32 protein-coding genes, 1 tRNA gene and 2 rRNA genes (1 of these 35 running past the window's edge) are annotated in these 22,909 nt (G+C 58.8%); 3 read left to right on the forward strand and 32 right to left on the reverse strand.

Going from position 1 to position 22,909, the window contains the following annotated elements; genetic code table 11:
- Nucleotides 1–137 precede the first annotated feature (137 nt).
- From rplO to QB905_RS07365, 23 genes are all read right to left on the reverse strand, one after another.
- Nucleotides 138–617 carry a 50S ribosomal protein L15 gene (gene rplO / locus QB905_RS07255; protein ID WP_282974000.1) on the reverse strand — a complete coding sequence of 160 codons (480 nt, stop codon included), beginning with the start codon at nt 615–617 and terminating at the stop codon, nt 138–140.
- Between the two features lie 219 nt (nt 618–836).
- The gene (gene rpmD, locus QB905_RS07260) at nt 837–1,040 is read right to left on the reverse strand and encodes a 50S ribosomal protein L30 (RefSeq protein ID WP_282974002.1); all 204 of its coding nucleotides are present in this window, start codon (nt 1,038–1,040) and stop codon (nt 837–839) included.
- 3 nt (nt 1,041–1,043) lie between these two features.
- Complete coding sequence (gene rpsE / locus QB905_RS07265; RefSeq protein ID WP_282974004.1) at nt 1,044–1,613, reverse strand: 30S ribosomal protein S5; 570 nt, start codon at nt 1,611–1,613, stop codon at nt 1,044–1,046.
- An 11-nt stretch (nt 1,614–1,624) separates the two neighbouring features.
- Nucleotides 1,625–1,981 carry a 50S ribosomal protein L18 gene (gene rplR / locus QB905_RS07270; protein ID WP_282974005.1) on the reverse strand — a complete coding sequence of 119 codons (357 nt, stop codon included), beginning with the start codon at nt 1,979–1,981 and terminating at the stop codon, nt 1,625–1,627.
- Nucleotides 1,982–2,002: 21 nt separating this feature from the next.
- Nucleotides 2,003–2,536 (reverse strand): 50S ribosomal protein L6, encoded by a 534-nt coding sequence (gene rplF / locus QB905_RS07275; RefSeq protein WP_282974007.1) that lies wholly within the window; start codon nt 2,534–2,536, stop codon nt 2,003–2,005.
- 43 nt (nt 2,537–2,579) lie between these two features.
- Nucleotides 2,580–2,978, reverse strand: coding sequence for a 30S ribosomal protein S8 (rpsH, locus tag QB905_RS07280; protein ID WP_282974008.1), 399 nt, complete (start codon nt 2,976–2,978; stop codon nt 2,580–2,582).
- A 15-nt stretch (nt 2,979–2,993) separates the two neighbouring features.
- On the reverse strand, nt 2,994–3,299 hold the full coding sequence (rpsN, locus tag QB905_RS07285) for a 30S ribosomal protein S14 (protein ID WP_282974010.1): 306 nt from the start codon (nt 3,297–3,299) through the stop codon (nt 2,994–2,996).
- Between the two features lie 19 nt (nt 3,300–3,318).
- Nucleotides 3,319–3,876, reverse strand: a complete 558-nt coding sequence (gene rplE, locus QB905_RS07290) for a 50S ribosomal protein L5 (protein WP_282974012.1) — start codon at nt 3,874–3,876, stop codon at nt 3,319–3,321.
- Nucleotides 3,876–4,184 carry a 50S ribosomal protein L24 gene (gene rplX, locus QB905_RS07295; protein WP_282974013.1) on the reverse strand — a complete coding sequence of 103 codons (309 nt, stop codon included), beginning with the start codon at nt 4,182–4,184 and terminating at the stop codon, nt 3,876–3,878. Before rplX ends, rplE begins: the two co-directional genes overlap by 1 nt.
- 36 nt (nt 4,185–4,220) lie before the next feature.
- The gene (gene rplN / locus QB905_RS07300) at nt 4,221–4,589 is read right to left on the reverse strand and encodes a 50S ribosomal protein L14 (RefSeq protein WP_006273901.1); all 369 of its coding nucleotides are present in this window, start codon (nt 4,587–4,589) and stop codon (nt 4,221–4,223) included.
- A 15-nt stretch (nt 4,590–4,604) separates the two neighbouring features.
- The gene (gene rpsQ, locus QB905_RS07305; protein ID WP_282974016.1) at nt 4,605–4,847 is read right to left on the reverse strand and encodes a 30S ribosomal protein S17; all 243 of its coding nucleotides are present in this window, start codon (nt 4,845–4,847) and stop codon (nt 4,605–4,607) included.
- A 13-nt stretch (nt 4,848–4,860) separates the two neighbouring features.
- Complete coding sequence (gene rpmC, locus QB905_RS07310; RefSeq protein ID WP_282974017.1) at nt 4,861–5,070, reverse strand: 50S ribosomal protein L29; 210 nt, start codon at nt 5,068–5,070, stop codon at nt 4,861–4,863.
- A gap of 5 nt (nt 5,071–5,075) precedes the next feature.
- On the reverse strand, nt 5,076–5,510 hold the full coding sequence (gene rplP / locus QB905_RS07315; RefSeq protein ID WP_282974019.1) for a 50S ribosomal protein L16: 435 nt from the start codon (nt 5,508–5,510) through the stop codon (nt 5,076–5,078).
- 3 nt (nt 5,511–5,513) lie between these two features.
- A complete protein-coding gene (rpsC, locus tag QB905_RS07320) occupies nt 5,514–6,269 on the reverse strand; it encodes a 30S ribosomal protein S3 (RefSeq protein WP_282974020.1) in 756 nt (251 codons plus the stop codon).
- Nucleotides 6,269–6,670, reverse strand: a complete 402-nt coding sequence (gene rplV, locus QB905_RS07325) for a 50S ribosomal protein L22 (protein WP_282974023.1) — start codon at nt 6,668–6,670, stop codon at nt 6,269–6,271. The genes rpsC and rplV overlap by 1 nt, the downstream gene beginning before the upstream one ends.
- A 2-nt stretch (nt 6,671–6,672) precedes the next feature.
- Nucleotides 6,673–6,951, reverse strand: coding sequence for a 30S ribosomal protein S19 (gene rpsS, locus QB905_RS07330; protein ID WP_282974025.1), 279 nt, complete (start codon nt 6,949–6,951; stop codon nt 6,673–6,675).
- Nucleotides 6,952–6,953: 2 nt separating this feature from the next.
- On the reverse strand, nt 6,954–7,790 hold the full coding sequence (gene rplB, locus QB905_RS07335; RefSeq protein WP_282974027.1) for a 50S ribosomal protein L2: 837 nt from the start codon (nt 7,788–7,790) through the stop codon (nt 6,954–6,956).
- A gap of 15 nt (nt 7,791–7,805) precedes the next feature.
- Nucleotides 7,806–8,102, reverse strand: a complete 297-nt coding sequence (locus tag QB905_RS07340) for a 50S ribosomal protein L23 (RefSeq protein ID WP_282974029.1) — start codon at nt 8,100–8,102, stop codon at nt 7,806–7,808.
- A gap of 7 nt (nt 8,103–8,109) precedes the next feature.
- Nucleotides 8,110–8,742 (reverse strand): 50S ribosomal protein L4, encoded by a 633-nt coding sequence (rplD, locus tag QB905_RS07345; RefSeq protein ID WP_282974030.1) that lies wholly within the window; start codon nt 8,740–8,742, stop codon nt 8,110–8,112.
- 2 nt (nt 8,743–8,744) lie between these two features.
- Nucleotides 8,745–9,473, reverse strand: a complete 729-nt coding sequence (gene rplC, locus QB905_RS07350) for a 50S ribosomal protein L3 (RefSeq protein WP_282974031.1) — start codon at nt 9,471–9,473, stop codon at nt 8,745–8,747.
- 11 nt (nt 9,474–9,484) lie between these two features.
- Nucleotides 9,485–9,793 (reverse strand): 30S ribosomal protein S10, encoded by a 309-nt coding sequence (rpsJ, locus tag QB905_RS07355; RefSeq protein ID WP_006273890.1) that lies wholly within the window; start codon nt 9,791–9,793, stop codon nt 9,485–9,487.
- A 406-nt stretch (nt 9,794–10,199) separates the two neighbouring features.
- Nucleotides 10,200–11,375, reverse strand: coding sequence for a GNAT family N-acetyltransferase (locus QB905_RS07360; protein ID WP_282974035.1), 1,176 nt, complete (start codon nt 11,373–11,375; stop codon nt 10,200–10,202).
- A 57-nt stretch (nt 11,376–11,432) separates the two neighbouring features.
- On the reverse strand, nt 11,433–12,179 hold the full coding sequence (locus QB905_RS07365) for a glutathione S-transferase family protein (protein ID WP_282974036.1): 747 nt from the start codon (nt 12,177–12,179) through the stop codon (nt 11,433–11,435).
- A 158-nt stretch (nt 12,180–12,337) separates the two neighbouring features.
- Between QB905_RS07365 and relB the strand changes: the two genes are divergently transcribed.
- Together relB and QB905_RS07375 are read left to right on the forward strand one after the other, a co-directional pair.
- Nucleotides 12,338–12,562: a type II toxin-antitoxin system RelB family antitoxin gene (gene relB, locus QB905_RS07370; RefSeq protein WP_282974037.1), complete on the forward strand. Its 225-nt coding sequence runs from the start codon at nt 12,338–12,340 to the stop codon at nt 12,560–12,562.
- Nucleotides 12,555–12,827: a type II toxin-antitoxin system RelE family toxin gene (locus tag QB905_RS07375; RefSeq protein ID WP_282974039.1), complete on the forward strand. Its 273-nt coding sequence runs from the start codon at nt 12,555–12,557 to the stop codon at nt 12,825–12,827. The genes relB and QB905_RS07375 overlap by 8 nt, the downstream gene beginning before the upstream one ends.
- Before the next feature lie 47 nt (nt 12,828–12,874).
- Here QB905_RS07375 and QB905_RS07380 read toward each other — a convergent pair whose 3' ends face one another.
- The 5 genes from QB905_RS07380 to rpsL all read right to left on the reverse strand — a co-directional run bounded on the left by QB905_RS07380 (nt 12,875) and on the right by rpsL (nt 17,920).
- Entirely contained in the window at nt 12,875–13,333 is a 459-nt protein-coding gene (locus QB905_RS07380) for a hypothetical protein (RefSeq protein WP_282974041.1), read from the reverse strand.
- Between the two features lie 146 nt (nt 13,334–13,479).
- Nucleotides 13,480–14,670 (reverse strand): elongation factor Tu, encoded by a 1,191-nt coding sequence (gene tuf, locus QB905_RS07385; RefSeq protein WP_282973376.1) that lies wholly within the window; start codon nt 14,668–14,670, stop codon nt 13,480–13,482.
- Between the two features lie 107 nt (nt 14,671–14,777).
- Entirely contained in the window at nt 14,778–16,856 is a 2,079-nt protein-coding gene (fusA, locus tag QB905_RS07390) for an elongation factor G (RefSeq protein WP_282974043.1), read from the reverse strand.
- A 131-nt stretch (nt 16,857–16,987) separates the two neighbouring features.
- The gene (gene rpsG / locus QB905_RS07395) at nt 16,988–17,461 is read right to left on the reverse strand and encodes a 30S ribosomal protein S7 (protein WP_282974044.1); all 474 of its coding nucleotides are present in this window, start codon (nt 17,459–17,461) and stop codon (nt 16,988–16,990) included.
- 87 nt (nt 17,462–17,548) lie between these two features.
- Nucleotides 17,549–17,920 (reverse strand): 30S ribosomal protein S12, encoded by a 372-nt coding sequence (rpsL, locus tag QB905_RS07400; protein WP_282974046.1) that lies wholly within the window; start codon nt 17,918–17,920, stop codon nt 17,549–17,551.
- A 308-nt stretch (nt 17,921–18,228) separates the two neighbouring features.
- Between rpsL and QB905_RS07405 the strand changes: the two genes are divergently transcribed.
- The gene (locus QB905_RS07405) at nt 18,229–18,996 is read left to right on the forward strand and encodes an SDR family oxidoreductase (protein ID WP_282974048.1); all 768 of its coding nucleotides are present in this window, start codon (nt 18,229–18,231) and stop codon (nt 18,994–18,996) included.
- Here QB905_RS07405 and QB905_RS07410 read toward each other — a convergent pair.
- The 4 genes from QB905_RS07410 to QB905_RS07425 form a co-directional block, all read right to left on the reverse strand.
- The gene (locus QB905_RS07410; RefSeq protein WP_282974050.1) at nt 18,963–19,769 is read right to left on the reverse strand and encodes an SDR family NAD(P)-dependent oxidoreductase; all 807 of its coding nucleotides are present in this window, start codon (nt 19,767–19,769) and stop codon (nt 18,963–18,965) included. The genes QB905_RS07405 and QB905_RS07410 overlap by 34 nt on opposite strands.
- A 120-nt stretch (nt 19,770–19,889) precedes the next feature.
- Nucleotides 19,890–19,966: transfer RNA gene (locus tag QB905_RS07415), tRNA-Met, on the reverse strand.
- Between the two features lie 148 nt (nt 19,967–20,114).
- Nucleotides 20,115–20,229, reverse strand: a 5S ribosomal RNA gene (gene rrf / locus QB905_RS07420).
- A 221-nt stretch (nt 20,230–20,450) separates the two neighbouring features.
- Nucleotides 20,451–22,909, reverse strand: a 23S ribosomal RNA gene (locus tag QB905_RS07425); it runs 421 nt beyond the window's last position.

The following is a 22,909-nucleotide window of genomic DNA, read 5'->3' on the forward strand; positions in this document are numbered from 1 at the left end:
TTATGACATCCCTGCGGGCCGATGGCCCGGTGGAACGGAAGCGCGACTCTGCCGTCGCAACCCCTGCCCGCACCATATGGGACACATCAACCAAAAGGTCAAATCCGCAGGCGGCAAAACCGCCTGCGAAAACGGGATTACGCTTCGGTCTTCACCGGACGCTTTTGCGTCAGCTTGCCACCGGCGGCTTCAACGGCCTTGACCGCCGAGGCGCTGGCCGAATAGACGCTCAGCTCAACCTTGGCCTTCAGTTCGCCTTCGCCGAGCAGGCGCACGCCGTCCAGTTCGCGGCGGATGACACCGGCGGCCTTCAGGGCAGCCGCGTCGATCGGTTGTTTGGCATCGAGCTTGCCAGCGTCGATGGCGTCTTGCAGACGCCACAGATTCACTTCGGCGAATTTCAGAGCGAACGGATTGTTGAAGCCGCGCTTAGGCATACGCATATACAGCGGCATCTGGCCGCCTTCGAAGCCCAGCAGGCTGACGCCGCTGCGCGACTTCTGGCCCTTGACGCCGCGACCGGCGGTCTTGCCCTTGCCCGAACCGGGGCCGCGGCCAACACGCATACGGCCCTTGGTGGCGCCTTCATTATCGCGGATTTCATTCAACTTGGTCATTTTGCCTGTTCCTTTTTGGCTTTGCCCTAACGCTTCGCGTCAGGGCTGACATGCGCAAGGCGCGCTCACGCGCCCTACTCGGCTTTAAATTTGAGCGGCCTCTTTACAGAGGAAATGCTCATTGCACAAGCCCCGCCTGAAGACAGACACGACTCATAAAAAGCAGAAATGCCCGAAACCTTCCAGTTTCGGGCATTTCCATATAACCGGAAAGATCGACTATTCGACGATCGCCAGCAAGTGGGCGACCTTGGCGATCATGCCGCGCACCGAAGGCGTATCTTCGAGCGTGGAGACGCGGCCCATCTTGTTGAGGCCGAGGCCAGCGAGCGTGGCGCGCTGATCCTTGGTGCGGCGGATCGGCGAACCGGTCTGCTTGACGGTGACAGTCGCCTTTTCAGCGGCCTTAGGAGCTTTCGCCATGACTTAGCCCTCCAGAGATTCAGGCGACGAGGCGCCATCGGCACGTGACTTCAGCAGATCGCCGACCTTCTTACCGCGCTTGGCAGCAATCTGGCGGGGCGAGGACTGAACCTTCAGGGCCTCAAAAGTGGCGCGCACCATGTTATAGGGGTTCGAAGAGCCCAGCGACTTGGCGACAACGTCCGAAACACCGAGGGTTTCGAGAACAGCGCGCATCGGACCGCCGGCGATGACGCCCGTGCCCGGAGGGGCCGCGCGCATCTGGATCTTGCCCGCGCCCCAGCGGCCGTAGCCGTCGTGGTGCAGGGTGCGGCTTTCGCGTAAAGGCACGCGAACCAGGGACTTCTTGGCTTCTTCGGTGGCCTTGCGGATGGCTTCGGGCACTTCGCGCGCCTTGCCATGACCGTAGCCGACGCGGCCCTTCTGGTCACCAACGACCATCAGTGCTGCGAACGAGAAGCGGCGACCACCCTTGACGGTGGCGGCGACGCGGTTGATAGCGACCAGCTTTTCGACGAACTCAGAAGGTTCCTCGTTACGGTCACGATTGCGGTTTTCGCTAGGACGGGCCATGAACGATTCCCTTAGAAGTTGAGGCCGGCGGCGCGGGCAGCTTCCGCCAGCGCCTTCACCCGACCGTGATAGATGTAACCGCCACGATCAAACACGACGTCCTTGACGCCTTTTTCAATCGCGCGCTGAGCCAGCAGCTTGCCGACTTCTGTGGCGGCAGCCTGATTGGTGCCCGACTTGCCCTTGCCGCCTTCCAGCGACGAGGCCGAGGCCAGGGTTACGCCGGAATCATCATCGATGACCTGGGCGTAGATGTTCTTGTCCGAACGGAAGACCGACAGACGCGGGCGACCATTGGAGAGCTTGCGAAGGCGCGAACGGTTACGTTGCGCGCGGCGAGCCATGAGTTCACGAGGAGACAGAGCCATAATTCTTTTCCCAAGAAGGTTTTACTTCTTCTTGCCTTCCTTGCGACGGACGGTTTCACCAGCATACTTCACGCCCTTGCCCTTATAGGGTTCAGGCGGACGGATCTTGCGGATCTTAGCAGCGGTTTCACCAACCAGTTGCTTATCGATGCCGCTGATGCGAACTTCGGTTTGCTTCGGCACCGTAAAGGTGATGCCTTCCGGCGGCGTGATGACGACCGGGTGCGAGAAACCGAGCTGCATTTCCAGCTTGGTGCCTTGCAGGGCGGCGCGGTAACCGACGCCGACCAGTTCGAGCGACACTTCGTAACCGTCGGTGACACCCTTGACCATATTGGCGATCAGGGTGCGCGACAGGCCCCACATGGCGCGGTGGCGCTGGGTTTCGCCACGCGGGGAGACGTTCAGATTGGCGCCCTCCTGCTTGACTTCGATTTCTTCAACAACCGTCCAGCCGAGCTGCCCCTTGGGGCCCTTGACCGAAACGTCCTGACCGTTGAGCGTGATGACCACACCCGACGGAACTGCGATGGCTTTTTTACCAATCCGAGACATTTTAAAACCTTATGTGCCTTAAATGGCCCCTGCCGTGCTTACCTTAGTAAACGCGGCAGAGAACCTCACCACCCACGTTATTTTCGCGGGCAGCATTGTCAGACATGACGCCCTTCGGCGTCGACAGGATCGAGATACCCAGGCCGTTCTTGATCGGCTTTAAGTCCTTGATCGACGAATAGACACGGCGGCCCGGCTTGGACACGCGGGCGATTTCCGCGATGACCGGCTGACCGTCGAAATATTTCAGTTCGATTTCGAACTGCGGGAATTCACCCGGCGTTTCCACCACTTCGTAGTTGCGGATGTAGCCTTCGTCCTTGAGGACGTCGAGCACATGGGCGCGCAGCTTGGAGGCGGGGGTGCGCAGGCTGGAACGCTTGCGCATGGCCGCGTTCTTGATGCGAGCGATCATATCGCTGAGGGGATCATTGACGAACATCTGTAATCTCCTCTCTTACCAGCTAGCCTTGGTCAGGCCGGGAATTTGGCCTTCATTGCCAATTTTCCGCAGCGCGATCCGGCTCATATGGAACTTACGATAATAGGCGCGCGGGCGACCGGTCAGTTCGCAGCGATTGCGAATGCGGTTCGGCGCCGAATTGCGCGGCAACTTGGCCAGCTTCAGGCGAGCGGCGAAGCGCTCTTCCAGAGGCAGGCTTTCGTCATTGGCGATCGCCTTGAGCGCTTCGCGCTTGGGGGCGTATTGCGCCACCAGCTTCTTGACCATCTCGTTGCGGTTGATAGCGGATTTTTTTGCCATTTTATCTCTCTACCCGCCCTTATGCCGTGAACGGGAACTGGAAGTGCTTCAGGAGAGCCTTGGCTTCCTTATCGCTCTTCGCCGTGGTGCAGACAACGATGTCCATGCCCCACATCTGATCGATCTGGTCGTAATTGATCTCCGGGAACACGATGTGCTCCTTCAGACCCATTGCGTAATTGCCGCGACCGTCGAACGACTTACCGTTCAGGCCACGGAAATCCTTCACGCGCGGCAGGGCGATCGTGATCAGGCGGTCGAGGAATTCGTACATACGATCCTTGCGCAGCGTCACCTTGGCACCAACCACCATGCCTTCGCGCAGCTTGAAGCCGGCGATGGACTGACGGGCCTTGGTGGGCGCAGGCTTCTGACCGGTGATGGCCGCCAGATCCTTGATGGCCGCATTGACCTTCTTGGAGTCGGCTGTCGCCTCGCCGATACCCATGTTCACGACGATCTTGTCGAGCTTGGGCACCTGCATTTCGTTCGTATAGCCGAACTCTTCCTTCATCGCGGCGCGGATCGTATCGAGATAGACCTGCTTGGCGCGGGGTGTGTACTTCGTATCAGCCATTAGATGACCTCGCCCGACGTCTTGGCGTAACGCACCTTCTTGTCGCCTTCCACGCGGAAACCGACGCGGGTCGGCTTACCGTTGGAATCGACGTGCGCAACGTTGGAAACGTGAATGGTCGCTTCCTTGTTGATGATGCCGCCGTTCGGGTTGCCCTGAGACGGACGGGTGTGGCGGTGGACAATATTGATGCCCTGGACGATCAGGCGGTCTGCCTCCGGCAGAACCTTCAGGACGGTGCCCTTGCGGCCCTTGTCCTTACCCGTCGTGACGACAACATTGTCGCCCTTTTTAATCTTGGCAGCCATCAGATGACCTTCCTATTAGCAAGCATCGAGGTCATCTCAGATAACCTCGGGCGCGAGCGAGATGATCTTCATGTGGTTCTTGGCGCGAAGCTCGCGCGGAACCGGCCCGAAGATGCGCGTGCCGATCGGCTCGCTCGACTTGTTGACGATGACGGCGGCATTGGTGTCAAAGCGGATCACCGAGCCGTCCTTGCGCTGGATGTCCTTCGACGTCCGCACGACGATGGCGCGTAAGACGTCGCCCTTCTTCACGCGGCCGCGCGGAATGGCTTCCTTCACGGACACAACGATCAGGTCACCCACCGAGGCGTAGCGGCGCTTCGAGCCGCCCAGCACCTTGATGCACATGACCCGGCGCGCGCCGGAATTGTCGGCCACTTCCAGGTTAGTTTGCATCTGAATCATGGTTCAAACTTCCCTTTAGTTAGCGGCTTCGCGCGGGAGGACTTCCCACGTTTTCAGTTTCGACTTCGGCGCGCATTCGATGATACGAATGGATTCGCCGGCCTTGTAGGTGTTTTGTTCGTCATGAGCGTGGTAGCGCTTCGACTTACGCACCGTCTTTTTCAGGACGGGGTGCAGAATCGTGCGTTCCACCTTCACAACCACAGTCTTGTCGCCCTTGTCGGAAACGACCAGACCTTCGAGAATGCGCTTGGGCATGGTTGGTCTTCCTTTATGCGGCCGACTTTGCGGCGGCCTTCTGGGCCGTCAGCAAGGTCTGGATGCGGGCGATGGTCTTGCGAATCTCGTTGACGCGGTGCGTTTTTTCAAACTGGCCGGTCGCCTTCTGAAAGCGCAGATTGAACTGCTCCTTCTTGAGCTTCAGGAGCTCTTCGTGGAGCTGGTCGGAGGTTAAACTCCGCAGGGCTTCGATTTTGCTCATGGCTCTTACTCCGCCGCTACGGCAACGCCGGCATCGAGACGAGTCACGACGCGGGTGGACACCGGCAGCTTGGCGGCACCAAGACGCAGCGCTTCACGCGCTACATCGTCGGGCACGCCGTCGATTTCAAACAGGATACGACCAGGAGCCACGCGGGCAGCCCAATGGTCAACAGCGCCTTTGCCCTTACCCATACGCACTTCGGCAGGCTTGCCGGTGACGGGGAGATCGGGGAAGATACGGATCCAGACGCGGCCCTGACGCTTCATTTGACGCGTAATGGCACGACGGCAGGCTTCGATCTGACGCGCGGTGATGCGTTCCGGCTCAACGGTCTTCAGACCATAGGAACCGAAGTTCAGCGTGTAGCCGCCCTTGGCGTTGCCGTGGATACGACCCTTGAACGCCTTGCGGTACTTGGTGCGCTTAGGAAGCATCATGGTTTAGGCCTCCTTCTGGTTACGGTCGCGACGCGGGCCGCGGGGGCCGCGGTCGGAACGCTCCGGACGATCATTCGACGACGGGCCGGACGCTTCGGCAGCCCAGCGCTTGTCCTGGGCCATCGGATCGTGCTCCAGCACTTCACCCTTGAAAATCCACACCTTGACACCGATGATGCCGTAGGTGGTCAGGGCTTCGGCGAAACCCGTATCGATGTCGGCACGCAGGGTATGCAACGGCACGCGGCCTTCGCGATACCATTCCATGCGGGCGATTTCCGCACCGCCGAGACGACCCGACAGGTTCATGCGGATGCCCTTGGCACCGAGACGCATGGCCGACTGGATCGAACGCTTCATGGCGCGGCGGAAAGCCACACGGCGTTCCAGTTGCTGGGCGATCGATTCCGCCACGAGCTGGGCGTCCACTTCGGGCTTGCGCACTTCAACCAGGTTGAGGAACACTTCGCCTTCGGTCAGTTGCCCGACATCCTTGCGCAGCTTGTCGATGTCAGCGCCCTTCTTGCCGATCACGACACCCGGACGGGCGGCATAGATCGTCACGCGGCACTTCTTGTGCGGACGCTCGATGATGATGCGCGAAACGCCGGCAGCGTTCAGCTTTTCCTTCAGCATCTTGCGGATCTTGATGTCCTGATGCAGCAGCTTGGCGTATTCCTGACGGGCCGCGAACCAGCGCGAATCCCAGGTACGGTTCACGCCCAGGCGCAGGCCGATGGGGTTGGCTTTCTGACCCATTATGCAGCCTCTTTTTGGTTGGAAGTTTCAGCGCCAAGCTCACGAACGACGATGGTCAGTTCGGAGAAGGGCTTCATGATGCGCGACGAACGGCCACGGGCCCGCGAGGCGAAGCGCTTCATGACGAGGCCCTTGCCCACATAGGCTTCGGCAACGACAAGCGCGTCGATGTCGAGATTGTGGTTGTTTTCGGCATTCGAGATCGCCGAATAGAGCGCCTTGCGGACGTCCTTGGCGATACGCTTGCGCGAGAATTCGAGCTCGTTGAGCGCGCGCTGCACCTTCATGCCGCGGATCGAGGCGGCGACGAGGTTCAGCTTCTGCGGCGAAATACGCACCGAAACCAGCTTAACGCGGGCTTCATTGGCGTTGACGCGGCGAGGATTAGCCTTTTGCGACATGATTACTTCCTCTTCGCCTTCTTGTCAGCGGCGTGGCCGGGGAAGTTGCGCGTAGGCGAAAACTCACCGAACTTCATGCCGACCATGTCTTCCGACACCAGCACCGGCACGTGCTTCTGACCATTATAAACGCCGAACGTCAGGCCAACAAATTGCGGCATGATGGTTGAGCGGCGCGACCAGGTCTTGATGACCTCTTTGCGACCCGAATTGAGCGCGACGTCCGCCTTCTTCAGAAGGTGGCCATCCACGAACGGGCCTTTCCATACGGAGCGTGCCATGATTAGCGAGCCTTCTTAACGTGACGCGAACGAATGATGTACTTGTTCGTCGTCTTGTTGGTACGAGTCTTGCGGCCCTTGGTGGGAACGCCCCACGGGGTCACAGGGTTACGGCCGCCAGAGGTCTTGCCTTCACCACCACCATGCGGGTGATCGACCGGGTTCATGGCGACGCCGCGAACGTGCGGACGGAAGCCCTGATGGCGCGAACGACCGGCCTTGCCGGAGTTCTGGTTCATGTGGTCCTGGTTGGACACCGCACCGACGGTTGCCATGCAGGTGTCGAGCACCATGCGCAGTTCACCTGAACCGAGACGGATCTGAGCGTAACCGGCGTCACGACCGACGAGCTGGGCATAGGCACCGGCCGAACGGGCCAGTTGCCCGCCTTTTTGCGGCTTCAGCTCGACATTGTGGATGATCGTGCCGATGGGCAGGCTGCGCAGCGGCGCGGCATTGCCCGGCTTCACGTCCACCTTGTCGGCGGCGACGATGCTGTCACCGGCCTTCAGGCGTTGCGGGGCCAGGATATAGGCCTTTTCGCCGTCAGCATAGGTGATCAGCGCAATAAAGGCCGAGCGGTTCGGATCATATTCCAGACGCTCGACGGTGGCGGGAACATCCCACTTGCGGCGCTTGAAATCGATGATGCGATAGAGGCGCTTGGCGCCGCCGCCACGAAAACGGACAGCGATGCGGCCTTGCGCGCCACGGCCGCCGGACTTGGTCAGACCTTCGACCAGCGACTTTTCGGGCTTGCCCTTGTGCAGTTCCGAGCGATCGACCAGAACGAGCTGGCGACGCGCGGGCGAGGTCGGGTTGAAATGCTTCAAAGCCATGAGTTCAATCCTCCCTTACAGACCGGTTGTGATATCGATCGACTGGCCTTCGGCCAGGGTCACGATAGCTTTTTTCATGTCGTTGCGACGGCCCTTGATGCCCTTGAAACGCTTGGTCTTGCCCTTGGTGACAATCGTGTTCACCTTGGTGACCTTGACGTTGTAGATGGCTTCAACGGCGGAGGCGACTTCGTCCTTCGAGGCGTCGAGCGCGATCTTGAAAACGACCTTGTTCTGCTCGGAAAGCAGGGTGGCCTTTTCAGTGATGTGCGGCGACAGAAGAACGTCGAAATTACGGATGGTAGCGGCCATGATACTCTTAAGCCTCCACAGCAAAGCGGGCTTCGATCGCCTCAACCGCCGACTTCGTCAGAACCAGCGTGTGGCGGCGCAGAATGTCATAGACATTCAGGCCTGCCGTCGGCAGGACGTCGATATTCGGAATGTTGCGCGAAGCCATAGCGAAATTGGCGTCAACCTCGGCGCCCGTGATGAACAGGGCATTCTTCAGGCCAAGCTTTTCGAACGAAGCACGCAGCGCCGCCGTCTTGGGGGCGTCGAGAACGGCCTGATCGAGGACGATCAGCGAGCCATCGCGCACCTTGGACGACAGAGCATGACGCAGGCCCAGGGCGCGAACCTTCTTTTGCAGGTCGAAGCCGTGGTCGCGGACGACCGGGCCGAAAGCGCGCGAGCCGCCGACGAATTGCGGGGCACGGCGCGAACCGTGACGAGCGCCGCCGGAGCCCTTTTGCTTGTACATCTTCTTGCCCGTACGAGAATTCTCGTTGCGGGTCTGCACCTTGTGCGTACCGGCGCGGCGCTTGGCCAACTGCCAGTTGACGACGCGGGCCAGGATGTCGGCACGGATGTTTTCAATCCCGAATACGAGATCGGAAACGTCCACCGAACCAGCCTTGGAGGCGTCGAGCTTAATGACGTCGAGTTTCATAATTATTCAGCCCCTTCTTGCGCAGGAGCTTCCTCAGCGGCAGCGGGAGCTGCCTTGGCCGACTTAATCGCACCGGGATATTGCAGACCGGCAGGTGCCGGGCGCTTCACCGCGTCGCGGATCTTGACATAGGAGCCTTCGGCACCCGGAACCGCGCCACGGATGAAGAGCAGACCGCGTTCCGCATCGATGCGGGCGATTTGCAGGCTCATGGTCGTGACGGTTTCGACACCGTAATGACCGGCCATCTTCTTGCCGGGGAAGGTGCGGCCCGGATCCTGGCGGTTACCGGTCGAACCATGCGAACGGTGCGACACCGAAACGCCGTGGGTGGCACGAAGACCACCGAAGTTCCAGCGCTTCATGGCGCCGGCAAAACCCTTACCGATCGTCGTGCCCTGAATATCGACGCGCTGACCTTCGAGGAAGTGATCGGCGCTCAGCTCAGCGCCGACCTCGATCAGGTTCTCTTCGGAAACGCGGAATTCTGTCAGGATGACCTTGGGTTCAACCTGCGCCTTGGCGAAGCGAACACGCTCAGGATTGGAAGTATTCTTGGCCTTGGCCTTGCCCGCGCCCAGTTGCAGGGCGGTATAGCCGTCTCGCGTTTGGGTGCGCTGCGCCACGACCTGGCAGCCGTCCAGCGACAGCACGGTCACCGGCACATGCTGGCCGGTAGAGTCGAAGAAGCGGGTCATGCCCAGCTTTTTAGCGATCAAACCAGTTCTCATCGGATCGCCCCTTAAATCTTGATCTCGACATCGACACCGGCCGACAGGTCGAGCTTCATCAGCGCGTCCACGGTTTGCGGGGTCGGATCGACGATATCAAGCACGCGCTTGTGCGTACGGATTTCAAACTGCTCGCGCGACTTCTTATCGACGTGCGGCGAACGGTTGACGGTGAAACGCTCGATCAGCGTCGGCAAGGGGATCGGGCCCCGGACGGTAGCACCAGTGCGCTTGGCCGTATTGACGATCTCGCGGGTGGAATGATCCAGTACGCGGTGATCGAAGGCCTTGAGCCTGATGCGGATATTCTGACGATCCATATCGCTCGTATTCCTGTTAGGGTTGCGATTAACGCGTTCCGTGAACCATTTCAAAGACCGGCTTCGCCCTCACCGGAGTGAGCACGAACACATTATCCGCAAAAACAAAGCCCTCGCGGTTGACGCCGCGCGGGCCATTGAACAAATCCACCAATTCCTTTTAAAAAAGGCCGCCGGTAAATCTGGCTTTATGCTTGCAGACCGCGTTTGGCGCTTATGACAACGCCACAGCCGATCTAACAGAGCGCGCTATATGCCCAAACGACTCAGGTTCGTCAAGGACTGATTGCGAAAAAGGCGGATAAAATAAGCCTTCTGCGAGGACAGACTGGATAGCCCGCGCGATTCAGTGGATCACGCCGCCGGAACTGCGAGGATTCACCTGTCTTACAGTATGAAGACCTGATCAGGCTGCCGAATGCGGCTTTACGCGCAGCAGAGCCCGGCGCATCAGACCACTCAGCGCCCGCGCCCAGCCCTTCAGCCCGGTTTCGGTGGCGCGGATGATGTTGACACGCCGCTTGAGGCTGAGGCGCGTCCTGTCGAATTCGGGCCGCCCTATCGGTAGGGCCTTCGCCGTCATGTCGAGCATCTGTGATCCCAGGCGCGGCGCATATTTGAGATTGCCTTCGAGACATTCACCGGCCTCGGTGGTCAGGGGCGATTTGTAATCCTCGCCCCCCGTGCCGAAATCGAAGCTTTTGACACCCAGCGGTGCCAGATGGCGGATGATGGCCACGGTCAGCAGGATACCGAGCGAATAGCGGTAATAGGCCGGATCATAGGCCGGGAACCACAGATGGACGTGCTGGCCATCACTCAAGGCAATTTCCGCCGCCACGATTCGCCCCGCATGGCGGAAAACCCCGGCGCGCAGACCGAAATCCTGATCGTCGCTCGTCGCCAGCGCCGACAGCATGGCGTAGGTCCAGCCGCAGTCAAAAACATCGTGCATACCCGTCTTGCGATATTGCTGGCGCTTGAGATCGATCACCCAGTCAAGCACATCGGGCGTCACACACTCCCAGCTAAAGGCGAAGCCGCCAAAGTCTTTTTCGACATTGCGCTCGCAGCGTCCGATATTTTTGAAAAACTTGTGATGACCGGCATTCCGGGTCTGCCACCAGTGCTCAAAGCCCAGGCGCGTATCGGCCTGACGGCGACGCAGGGACAGACTTTTCGCCGCCCCGCACATCGGCCCTACCCAGCCCTGAAACTCGAGCCGCTTCGCCCCCGTGGCCGCCAGCAGTTCGGCAAACGGCATGTCAAATCCCGGTGCGGCGATCATGCCGTGATAATCACTGAGCGGCGCGCCCAAAGGCTGCAAGGCACCGGAACGGATCTGATACGGAAAATAGCCGACAATCCGGTCGCCGTGGCGGAAACGCGCCACGCAGGCATGCGGCACGCTGGCCCCAATCGCCTTCACATAGCGCATGTCGAAATAAGGGCCTTCCAGTTCCGGGCGCTGGGCCAGAAACGCCTGCCAGTGCACAGCATCATCGGCCGACAAATCCTGCGCGTGAAGATGATCGATACGAAGTGCCGGACGCGCGGCGGAGATGTCGCTGTGCTGGTTCATGTCAAGCTTGTAACATGACGCGGTTTCCAGACGGCTAAATGGTATGGTTAAGCGGGCTTAAGCTTGCGGCCCACAAAACGGTTGCTGGATCGCCTTGAACGCCTCCAGTTCCTCACATTGCGCGCTGTGGAACATAAGCGCCGGCCAGCGCGATCCATCGATAGCCTTGCCATGCGCCTCACAGGCATGACGCAGCGCGCAGCCCAGCGCTATATCGGCGTGGTTCATTTCCGCCCCCATCAGCCACAGGCTTTTCGCCCCGGCGCGGATGGCTTCGAGTGTGTCGAGCACAGAGGCAAGCTGGCCCTGACAGCGCTCCAGCCAGACAGGTGAATGCACCTCATGCAGCACTTTTTCGTAATAGAGCGCCACCGCCTTGTCGGCCAGTCCTGTCGCAAGCGCACTATAATAGAGGGCCTTCTGGCGCTCAGGCCCAGATGCGGCGATCAGGGGTCTGGTGCCCGCCTCGCCTTCGCGCACCTGCTCATCGAGCCAGTCCAGTATATAAGCGCTTTCGATGATCACCCGGCCATCATCGAGGATCAGGGTGGGCACACGGCTCAGGGGGTTATGGCGGGCGATCTTGGCGGCCTCGCCAAAGGTGGACCAGGGCCGATGCTTGAAGGCAAAACCGTACAGCGTCATAGCGATGGCCACGCGGCGCACAAAGGGCGAGTCATACTGGCCGATCAGGATCATGGCTGCGCCGCCCGCAGCGCGCCCACCCCGCCACCGCCATACCACTGGCCATGCGCCCCGGCGCAACCGCTGCACATCAAGACCATCGAAAGGAGGATAAGGCACCGCATGAGACACTCCGCATTCAGCCCGCGCCTATGAGTTCACATGGCTTTACGCCTGTCAAAACAAAAGGCGATAAAGAGATGGATGCAACACATAGCCTATGCACAACAGCCATTGTGTGATACATTGAATACATGCAGTCACTAAAGGCTTTCGATATGCCCACCTCTATCCGACTCAATGCCCAAACCGAAGAACGCCTTAATCAATTGTCCGCCCTCACCGGGCGCACCAAGGCTTTTTACCTGCGCGAACTGGTGGAACGCGGGCTGGATGACATGGAAGATTATTATCTCGCCTCTCAAACCTTAGCGCGCGTCAAAGGCGGCCTTGAACCCACCTTCTCGCTCGATGAAGTGCGCGAAGAGATCAATCGTGACTAAGTGGTCGGTGCGTCTGTCGGACACGGCGAGGAAGCAGTTAAAGAAACTCGATAGGCAGACGGCCAACCGAATTATCGCTTTTCTGGGCGACCGTATTGCCATCGCAGACGACCCAAGATCGCTTGGCAAGGCTTTAACTGGCCCGAACCTGGGAAAATTTTGGCGTTACCGCGTCGGGGATTATCGCCTTATTTGCGATATTCAGGATGGCGAATTGTGCGTTCTGGTCGTTGAGGTGGGCAATCGAAGAGAAGTTTACAGGTAAATGGATCTTGTCGATGGCGTATCTACCAGAACAGAAGGTCCGGTATCCTACTCAGGTGCAGTTCGAGTCCATTTGATATTTGCCGCATTTAACCGTGCAAAAATATCGCCGCCTAAAACCCATTCCTTCGGCATAATTTGGCGAAGCCCGTGTTCACGACCATCAAGTCGCTCCTGCTCTTCCTTAGAGATTAAGACAACTTTCACATGGTCACGAATGAATGTGGCAATCTCATCATCACTTTTGCCACACGCAAGCATTTCGTGGCATTCTTCAATAACGACTTTGCAAGGTATGACGTGCTCCCTTCGCCCTGTCCCTAAATAGTTCAGCGAACGGCCCACGACTGTAAATTCGTCTGGTAAGAATAAGCCTTCCAGAAGCCGCGAATTCGAACGGCCCTTTTCCTCCCAAAGACCACGAATGTGCATGGCGGCGCGCAAACAGGCCCGTTCATAGCGCTCTTCGTGTGTGTAAGTACGCCGTGCCGGATTATCGACAATCATAAGCCCCTCCCCTTCATCCAAACGTTAATTGACGTTGAGATAGGGTTAAAGTCCAGTAAAAACCCCGCCGGTTTGCACCGACGGGGTTTGTTTTAGCTTTGTCGCGTTATGGGGTGTGGGGTCTGTGACCCCACGACCTTGCCCCCTTACTCGACGATCTTGGCCACAACACCGGCGCCGACGGTACGGCCGCCTTCGCGGATAGCGAAGCGCAGCTTTTCTTCCATGGCGATCGGGGTGATCAGTTCCACGTCCAGCTCGGCATTATCGCCCGGCATGATCATTTCCACGCCTTCGCGCAGGCGGATGATGCCCGTCACGTCGGTGGTGCGGAAGTAGAATTGCGGCCGGTAGTTGGTGAAGAACGGCGTATGGCGGCCGCCTTCTTCCTTGGTCAGGATATAGGCTTCGGCCACAAACTTGGTGTGCGGCGTGATCGAGCCGGGCTTGCAGAGAACCTGGCCGCGCTCAACGTCTTCGCGCTTGGTGCCGCGCAGCAGAACGCCGACATTATCGCCAGCCTGGCCCTGGTCGAGCAGCTTGCGGAACATTTCAACGCCCGTGCAGGTCGTCTTTTGCACCGGACGGATGCCGACGATTTCGACTTCTTCGCCGACCTTGACAATGCCGCGCTCAACGCGACCGGTCACGACCGTACCACGGCCCGAGATCGAGAACACGTCTTCCACCGGCATCAGGAACGGCAGATCCACCGGACGCTCCGGCTGCGGGATATAGGCGTCAACCTGGGTCATCAGTTCCAGAACGCGGTCCTGACCGATGGCCGGGTCGCGGTCTTCAACGGCGGCCAGAGCCGAACCCTTGACGATGGGGATGTCGTCGCCGGGGAACTGGTAGGAAGACAGCAGCTCGCGCACTTCCATTTCGACCAGTTCGAGCAGTTCTTCGTCGTCGACCATGTCCACCTTGTTCATGAACACGACCAGAGCCGGAACGCCGACCTGACGGGCCAGCAGAATGTGCTCTCTAGTTTGCGGCATCGGGCCGTCAGCAGCCGAAACCACCAGGATCGCGCCGTCCATCTGCGCCGCACCGGTGATCATGTTCTTCACATAGTCGGCGTGGCCCGGGCAATCGACGTGGGCATAGTGGCGGTTCGCCGTTTCATATTCGACGTGCGCCGTGTTGATCGTGATGCCGCGTGCCTTTTCTTCGGGCGCCGCGTCGATGTCGGCATAGTTCTTTGCCGTCGCGCCGCCGGTCTTGGCCAGCGTGATCGTGATCGCCGCCGTCAAAGTCGTCTTGCCGTGGTCAACGTGACCAATCGTGCCGATGTTGCAGTGCGGCTTATTACGGTTGAATTTTTCCTTGGCCATATTTCGTCCCCGCGTGAGCGGGCCTTCAGTCGGTTAGGGGTTGATTTCTAAGGTTGGGCGGCCCGTAGCACACAATGCGCGACGGGCCAAGTTTTTCTTGGCAGCGCTTAGGCGTATTTCTTGATCACTTCGTCGGCGACGTGCTGCGGCACCGGCTCATAGTGGTCATAAACCATGCTGAACTGGGCGCGGCCTTGCGACATGCCGCGCAGCGTGTTCACATAGCCGAACATATTGGCCAGCGGCACGAAGGCGTCCACGACGATGGCGTTGCCGCGCATGTCCTGCCCCTGAATCATGCCACGGCGGCCATTGAGATCGCCGATAACCGAACCGAGATATTCTTCGGGGGTCACGACCTCGACCTTCATGATCGGTTCGAGCAGCTTCGGCGACGCCTTTTCGCGCAGTTCCTTGAAGGCGGCGCGGGCGGCGATTTCGAAGGCGAGAACCGAGGAGTCGACGTCGTGGTAGGCGCCGTCGATCAGGGTTACCTTGAAGTCGATCAGCGGGAAGCCGGCCAGCAGACCGTTTTCCTTGGCCGATTCAAAGCCCTTGACCACGCCCGGAATATATTCCTTGGGCACGTTGCCGCCGACGATGGCCGATTCAAACACGAAGCCCGTACCCGGCTCGCCCGGCTCGACGATCAGCTTGATGCGCGCGAACTGGCCGGTGCCACCGGTCTGCTTCTTGTGGGTGTAGTCGATTTCGGCCTTGCGCGTGATGGATTCGCGGTAAGCCACCTGCGGCGCGCCGATATTGGCTTCCACCTTGTAGGTGCGCTTCAGGATGTCGATCTTGATGTCGAGGTGCAGTTCGCCCATGCCCTTCAGGATCGTCTGGCCCGACTCGTGATCGGTGGAGACGGTGAAGGACGGATCTTCGGACGCCAGCTTGGCCAGGGCCACGCCCAGCTTTTCCTGATCGGCCTTCGACTTCGGCTCGACGGCGATTTCGATCACCGGGGCCGGGAATTCCATGCGCTCCAGGATCACCGGCGACTTGGCCGGGTCACACAGGGTATCGCCGGTGCGGGTATCTTTCAGGCCCGCCAGAGCGACGATGTCGCCGGCATAGGCTTCCTTGATGTCCTGACGGTCATTGGAGTGCATGAGCAACATGCGGCCAACGCGCTCTTTCTTTTCGCGCGTCGTGTTGAGCAGGCCCTGACCGGTTTCCAGCTTGCCCGAATAGAGGCGGCAGAAGGTCAGGCTGCCGACGAACGGGTCATCCATGATCTTGAAAGCGAGCATGGACAGAGGCTCGTCATCGGAGGCGATACGCACAACCTCTTCTTCGGTCTTGTAATCAATACCGTGGGTCGGCGGCACATCGACCGGCGACGGCAGGTAATCGACAACGGCGTCGAGCAGGGTCTGCACGCCCTTGTTCTTGAAGGCCGAACCGCAGAGGATCGGATAGAAGGTGGCGTTGAGCACGGCCTTACGGATGCACTTCTTCAGCACGGCTTCCGAAGGCTCATTGCCTTCCAGATAGGCTTCCATCGCCTCGTCGTCGCATTCCACGGCGTTGTCGATCAGGTACTGGCGGGCCTCAACGGCCTTATCCATCAGATCGGCGGGGATTTCCTCGTCGCGGTAATTGGCGCCCAGGGCGTCATTGTCCCAGACAACGGCCTTCATGCGCACCAGATCAACCAGACCTGACAGGGTGTTTTCCGAACCGATCGGGAACTGGATCGGCACGGCCTTGGCACCGAGACGATCACGGATCGACTGCACCGACTTATCAAAGTCAGCACCGATCTTGTCCATCTTGTTGACGAAAACGATGCGCGGCACGGAATATTTGTCAGCCTGACGCCAGACGGTTTCGGTTTGCGGCTCAACACCGGCATTGCCGTCGAGCACGGCCACCGCGCCATCGAGGACGCGCAGATTGCGCTCAACTTCGATGGTGAAGTCAACGTGGCCCGGCGTGTCGATGATGTTCAGGCGCTTGTTTTGCCAGAAGGTGGTGGTGGCAGCCGAGGTGATCGTGATGCCACGCTCCTGCTCCTGCTCCATCCAGTCCATCGTGGCCGCGCCATCGTGAACTTCGCCGATCTTGTGGCTCTTGCCCGTATAATACAGGATGCGCTCGGTCGTGGTGGTCTTGCCGGCATCGATGTGGGCCATGATGCCGAAGTTGCGGTAGTCTTCAATCTTGTGACTGCGGGGCATGGGAGAGCCTCAAACTTTCGGTCGAATTCGAATAAGGGGTTTTATTGACATGCGGCGCGGGCGGTTTAGACCAAACCACCCGCGCCTGCAAAGCCATATTTTTGCGACAGCCGGAGCGGCCGCCTCAGCGCTTACCAGCGGTAGTGCGAGAAGGCGCGGTTGGCTTCGGCCATCTTGTGCGTGTCTTCGCGCTTCTTGACGGCGGTGCCGCGGTTGTTGGCGGCGTCGAGCAGCTCGGCGGCCAGCTTTTCGGTCATGGTGTTTTCACCACGCTTGCGCGCGGCATTGACCAGCCAGCGGATGGCCAGGGCGCGACGGCGATCGGGACGAACCTCGACCGGCACCTGATAGGTGGCGCCGCCGACGCGGCGCGAACGCACTTCGATGGACGGGGCCACATTATCGAGGGCCGCGTGGAAGGTTTCAACCGGGGTTGCGTCCTTCTTCTTGGCTTCGAGGATGTCGAAAGCGCCATAGATGATGTTTTCAGCGACGGCCTTTTTGCCTTCGTACATGACATAGTTCATGAACTTGGTGACAATCAGATCGCCGAACTTGGGATCGGGCAGAACTTCACGCTTCTCTGCGCGGTGACGACGGGACATAGGATATTCCTTGTTGGGCTAACGCTTCGCTCCTTGAGCGCGGCGTCTGATGCGAAAGCTGCGCTGCCTGGAAACAGCGGCGGCTGATTACTTCGGACGCTTCGCGCCGTAGTGCGAACGGCGTTGCTTGCGGTTCTTGACGCCTTGCGTATCGAGCACGCCGCGCAGGATGTGGTAACGCACGCCGGGCAAATCCTTGACGCGGCCGCCACGGATCAGAACAACGGAGTGTTCCTGAAGATTGTGGCCTTCACCGGGGATATAGCACACGGCTTCGATGCCGGAGGTCAGGCGCACCTTGGCGACCTTACGCAGAGCCGAGTTCGGCTTCTTCGGCGTGGTGGTGTAAACGCGCGTGCAGACGCCGCGGCGCTGCGGGCAGCCCTTCAGGGCCGGAACCTTGTTACGGACCGGCTTGGGTTGGCGCGGCTTACGGATCAACTGGTTGATTGTGGGCATAGAGAGATCAACTTCTGTAGTTTGAAGCCTGTGCCGTTTGGCCGGAGGGCTTCGGTGAACCCCGAAGGGCATGTGTTTGAATTTTCAAAGCCCGATCCAGACAAACACAAAAGCCGCAACCTGCGCTATGGAGGTTACGGCGGGGACTGAGCCCCTTGCGAAAGCGATGGATCGAACGGCCTTTACGGGGCCTGTTCCGAAAATGATCGCTGGGCTATATAGCAGCTCAGCAGGGCGGTCAAGGTATTGCGTGCCGATTCCGTTAACGCCCGCGAAGATGCCCCTCTTATCCATAGCAGGAAACCGCCATGACACCGTCTCTTTTTGATCTGACAGGCCGCACCGCCCTGGTCACCGGCTCCAGTCAGGGCATCGGACAGGCCATCGCTGCGGCCCTGGCGGGCGCGGGCGCGCGCATCATTCTGAATGGCCGTGACGAGGCCCGTCTCGAAGCGGCGGCGATAACTTTGCGCCAAACCGGGGCCGATGTCATGACCGCCCTGTTTGATGTCACCGATCCCGCAGCGGTCGCCAAGGCCGTCAATGATCTTGAGGATGGCGGAACAACCATTGAGATTCTGGTCAATAATGCCGGCATTCAGCGCCGCTGTCCGCTGGAAGATTTCACGCTCGACGACTGGCAAGACATCATGCGCAGCAATCTCGACAGCGTCTTCTACGTCGGTCAGGCTGTGGCGCGCCACATGATCAAACGCGGGCATGGCAAGATCATCAACATCGCCAGCGTGCAATCCGAACTGGCCCGTCCGACCATCGCGCCCTATACGGCCTCCAAGGGCGCGGTGAAAAACCTGACCCGCGGCATGTGCGCCGACTGGGCGCGCCACGGCCTGCAAATCAACGCCATCGGCCCCGGCTATTTCGCCACCCCGCTCAACAGGCCGCTTTACGAAGACGCCGAATTTGATGGCTGGCTGAAGAAACGCACTCCTGCTGCGCGCTGGGGCAAGCTTGAAGACCTGCACGGCGCGGCCATCTTCCTCGCCTCATCCGCTTCCGATTTCATCAATGGCCAGATACTCTATGTCGATGGCGGGCTCACAGTTTCTGTCTGAGCATAACCCTCTTCCGGCCAGTTGGTCTGAGTAAAGACGCCGCCATCAACGCGCAGGGTCTGGCCGGTGATAAAGCCGGCCCCCGGTCCTGCCAGAAAACAGACCGCGTCGGCCACGTCTTCGGGCGTACCGATGCGGCGCAAAGGCGTAATGCGTGACCAGTCGCGCGCATAGTTGGGCGCCTCGCGGCGGGTGCGCTCCGTCTCGATCGAGCCGGGGGCCACGCCATTGACCGTAATGCCATAGGGCCCAAGCTCGACCGCCGCCACCCTGGTCAGCATCTCGATGCCGCCCTTGGAGGCCGTGTAATCGACCAGATTGCGAAATGGCGTCTGGTTGCAGCCCGAACCGATATTGATGATCCGACCGGGGCGTTTTTCCGCCACCATCAACCGCGCCGCCGCCTGGGTATGCAGGAAACAACCCTTCAGATTGGTGCGGATCACCCGATCCCAGTCGTCTTCGGCCAGATCGAGCAGAGACGACCAGGTTTGCACCCCGACATTATTGACCAGCAGATCGGGCGCATGGCCGGTCTGATCGTGAAAGGCGCGGTAGAAGCGATCGACATCGGCCTTGAGGCCATTATCGCAGGCCAAGGCCACCGCCTTGCGCCCCAAAGCGGTTACCTCATCGAGGACATGGCGGCACTCAGCGTCGCTTTCCAGATAGGTGACGAAAATATCCCAGCCGCCTTCGGCCAGCGCGCGGCACATGGCCGTGCCGAGATAACCGCCGCCGCCCGTGATGATGGCTGTTTTTGCCTGCGCCATTGTCGTCTCTCCTCATACGACCCCGTAACCGGGCCTTTAAGACAGATTAGGCGCGATTCGGGCCTATGCGGCGTTTTTCCGGCACAAAAAAGCCGCCCAAAGAGGGCGGCGATTTTGATTTGGTTGCGGGGAGAGGATTTGAACCTCTGACCTTCAGGTTATGAGCCTGACGAGCTACCGGGCTGCTCCACCCCGCGTCACCAAGAATGTCGGGCGTATGAGCGCAGCCCGGATTGTTTTTGCATGTGTTTAAGTCACATACAGATACTAAAAAACCGGGCGGGCAATGGGAGCCTGCCCGGTTTTTTGTGATGTAATTGAAGGGTATTTTCTTCTTCTCTGTAGACCTGGCGACGACCTACTCTCCCGCGCCTTAAGACGAAGTACCATCGGCCCAGGAAGGCTTAACGACCGAGTTCGGAATGGGATCGGGTGGGGACCTTCCGGCATAGCCACCAGGTCAACAGAGAAGAAGTGAGAAGACAAAGCTGACATGCGCGCCTATGAGCGCGCTGAACGACATGTCATCTTTGATCGAAGAACCGCTTCGAGATCAAAGATGTCGATATGGCCCATCATCAAAGTACACTGAGCGCCGCTCTCAAAGAGCGAAGCGTTAGAGCAACGCTTCTCGGCGCGAAGGACTTTGATGATGAGTATTATCATGAGTTTTATTGAGGAACGATCAAGCCTATCGGATTATTAGTACCGGTTAGCTTCGCAAGTCACCCTGCTTCCACACCCGGCCTATCAACGTGGTAGTCTACCACGATCCTCAGCGAGACCTTGTTTTGAGGTTAGTTTCCCGCTTAGATGCTTTCAGCGGTTATCTATTCCATACTTAGCTACCCTGCTGCGCGGCTGGCGCCACGACAGGTCCACCAGAGGTATGTCCATCCCGGTCCTCTCGTACTAGGGACAGATCCTCTCAAGTCTCGAACACCCACGGCAGATAGGGACCAAACTGTCTCACGACGTTCTGAACCCAGCTCACGTACCTCTTTAAATGGCGAACAGCCATACCCTTGGGACCTGCTCCAGCCCCAGGATGAGATGAGCCGACATCGAGGTGCCAAACTTTGCCGTCGATATGGACTCTTGGGCAAAATCAGCCTGTTATCCCTAGAGTACCTTTTATCCGTTGAGCGATGGCCCGTCCACGAAGGACCACCGGATCACTATGGCCGACTTTCGTCTCTGCTCGACTTGTCAGTCTCGCAGTCAGGCGGGCTTATGCCATTGCACTCGTCGAACGATTTCCGACCGTTCTGAGCCCACCATCGCGCGCCTCCGTTACACTTTGGGAGGCGACCGCCCCAGTCAAACTACCCACCACGCCATGTCCCGGATCCGGATAACGGACCTCGGTTAGACGTCAGCAACAATAAGGGTGGTATTTCAAGGATGGCTCCACGGGAACTGGCGCCCCCGCTTCATAGCCTCCCACCTATCCTACACATGTTGATGCTAACGCCAAGGCGAAGCTATAGTAAAGGTTCATAGGGTCTTTCCGTCTGACCGCGGGAACCCCGCATCTTCACGGGGAATTCAATTTCGCTGAGCCTATGCTGGAGACAGTGGGGAAGTCGTTACGCCATTCGTGCAGGTCGGAACTTACCCGACAAGGAATTTCGCTACCTTAGGACCGTTATAGTTACGGCCGCCGTTTACCGGGGCTTCAATTCGCAGCTCTCACCACTCCTTTTAACCTTCCGGCACCGGGCAGGCGTCAGACCCTATACGTCGCTTTACAGCTTCGCAGAGCCCTGTGTTTTTGATAAACAGTCGCTACCCCCTAGCCTGTGCCACTTGTTTCTGGTTGCCCAGAGCAAGTCACGCTTATCCCGAAGTTACGCGTGTAATTTGCCGAGTTCCTTCAGCATAGTTCTCTCAAGCGCCTTGGTATACTCTACCTGACCACCTGTGTCGGTTTCGGGTACAGTCTCTGTGTGAGTTATTTCCAGGGACAACGCCCCTGCAAGGACAATCCAATAAGCCCTTACAAGTTATGCCATCCGTCACTTCACACTGGCCCAGGAATATTTACCTGGTTCCCATCGACTACGCCTTTCGGCCTCGCCTTAGGGGCTGGCTAACCCTACGCAGATTAGCTTTACGTAGGAACCCTTGGTCTTTCGGCGAGAGTGTCTCTCACACTCTTTATCGCTACTCATGTCAGCATTCTCACTTCCGATACCTCCAGCCAACCTCACAGTTGACCTTCTCAGGCTTACGGAACGCTCCGCTACCGCTTGCAGTAAACTGCAAACCCATATCTTCGGCGTATGGCTTGAGCCCCGTTACATTTTCCGCGCAGGATCGCTTGATCAGTGAGCTGTTACGCTTTCTTTAAAGGATGGCTGCTTCTAAGCCAACCTCCTGATTGTCAAAGCAATCCCACATCGTTTCCCACTTAGCCATAACTTGGGGGCCTTAGATGATGGTTAGGGTTGTTTCCCTCTTCACGACGGACGTTAGCACCCGCCGTGTGTCTGCCGGACAGTTCTCCTGGGTATTCGGAGTTTGGTTAGAATTGGTACAGCTCGCGCCGCCCGCATCCATCCAGTGCTCTACCCCCCAGGGAATACATCCGACGCTCTACCTAAATAGATTTCGCGGAGAACCAGCTATGTCTAGGTTTGATTGGCCTTTCACCCCTATCCACAAGTCATCCCAGAATTTTTCAACATTCACGGGTTCGGACCTCCAGTACATGTTACTGTACCTTCATCCTGCTCATGGATAGATCACCTAGTTTCGGGTCGTCATGCAACGAACTTAACGCTCTATTCAAACTCGCTTTCGCTACGCCTACACCTATCGGCTTAAGCTTGCTCGGCACATGAAGTCGCTGACCCATTATACAAAAGGTACGCCGTCACCCCGCTGGGGGGCTCCGACTGCTTGTAGGCTTCCGATTTCAGGATCTGTTTCACTCCCCTTGTCGGGGTGCTTTTCACCTTTCCCTCACGGTACTTGTTCACTATCGGTCGTAGAGGAGTACTTAGGCTTGGAGGGTGGTCCCCCCGTGTTCAGACAGGATTGCACGTGTCCCGCCCTACTCGAGTCTCTTGCTATTTGATGCCTACGGGACTGTCACCCGCTATGGTCAGCCTTTCCAGACTGTTCGGCTTTATTTC

The organism is Asticcacaulis sp. EMRT-3, from assembly GCF_030027245.1.
Classification (GTDB): Bacteria; Pseudomonadota; Alphaproteobacteria; order Caulobacterales; family Caulobacteraceae; genus Asticcacaulis.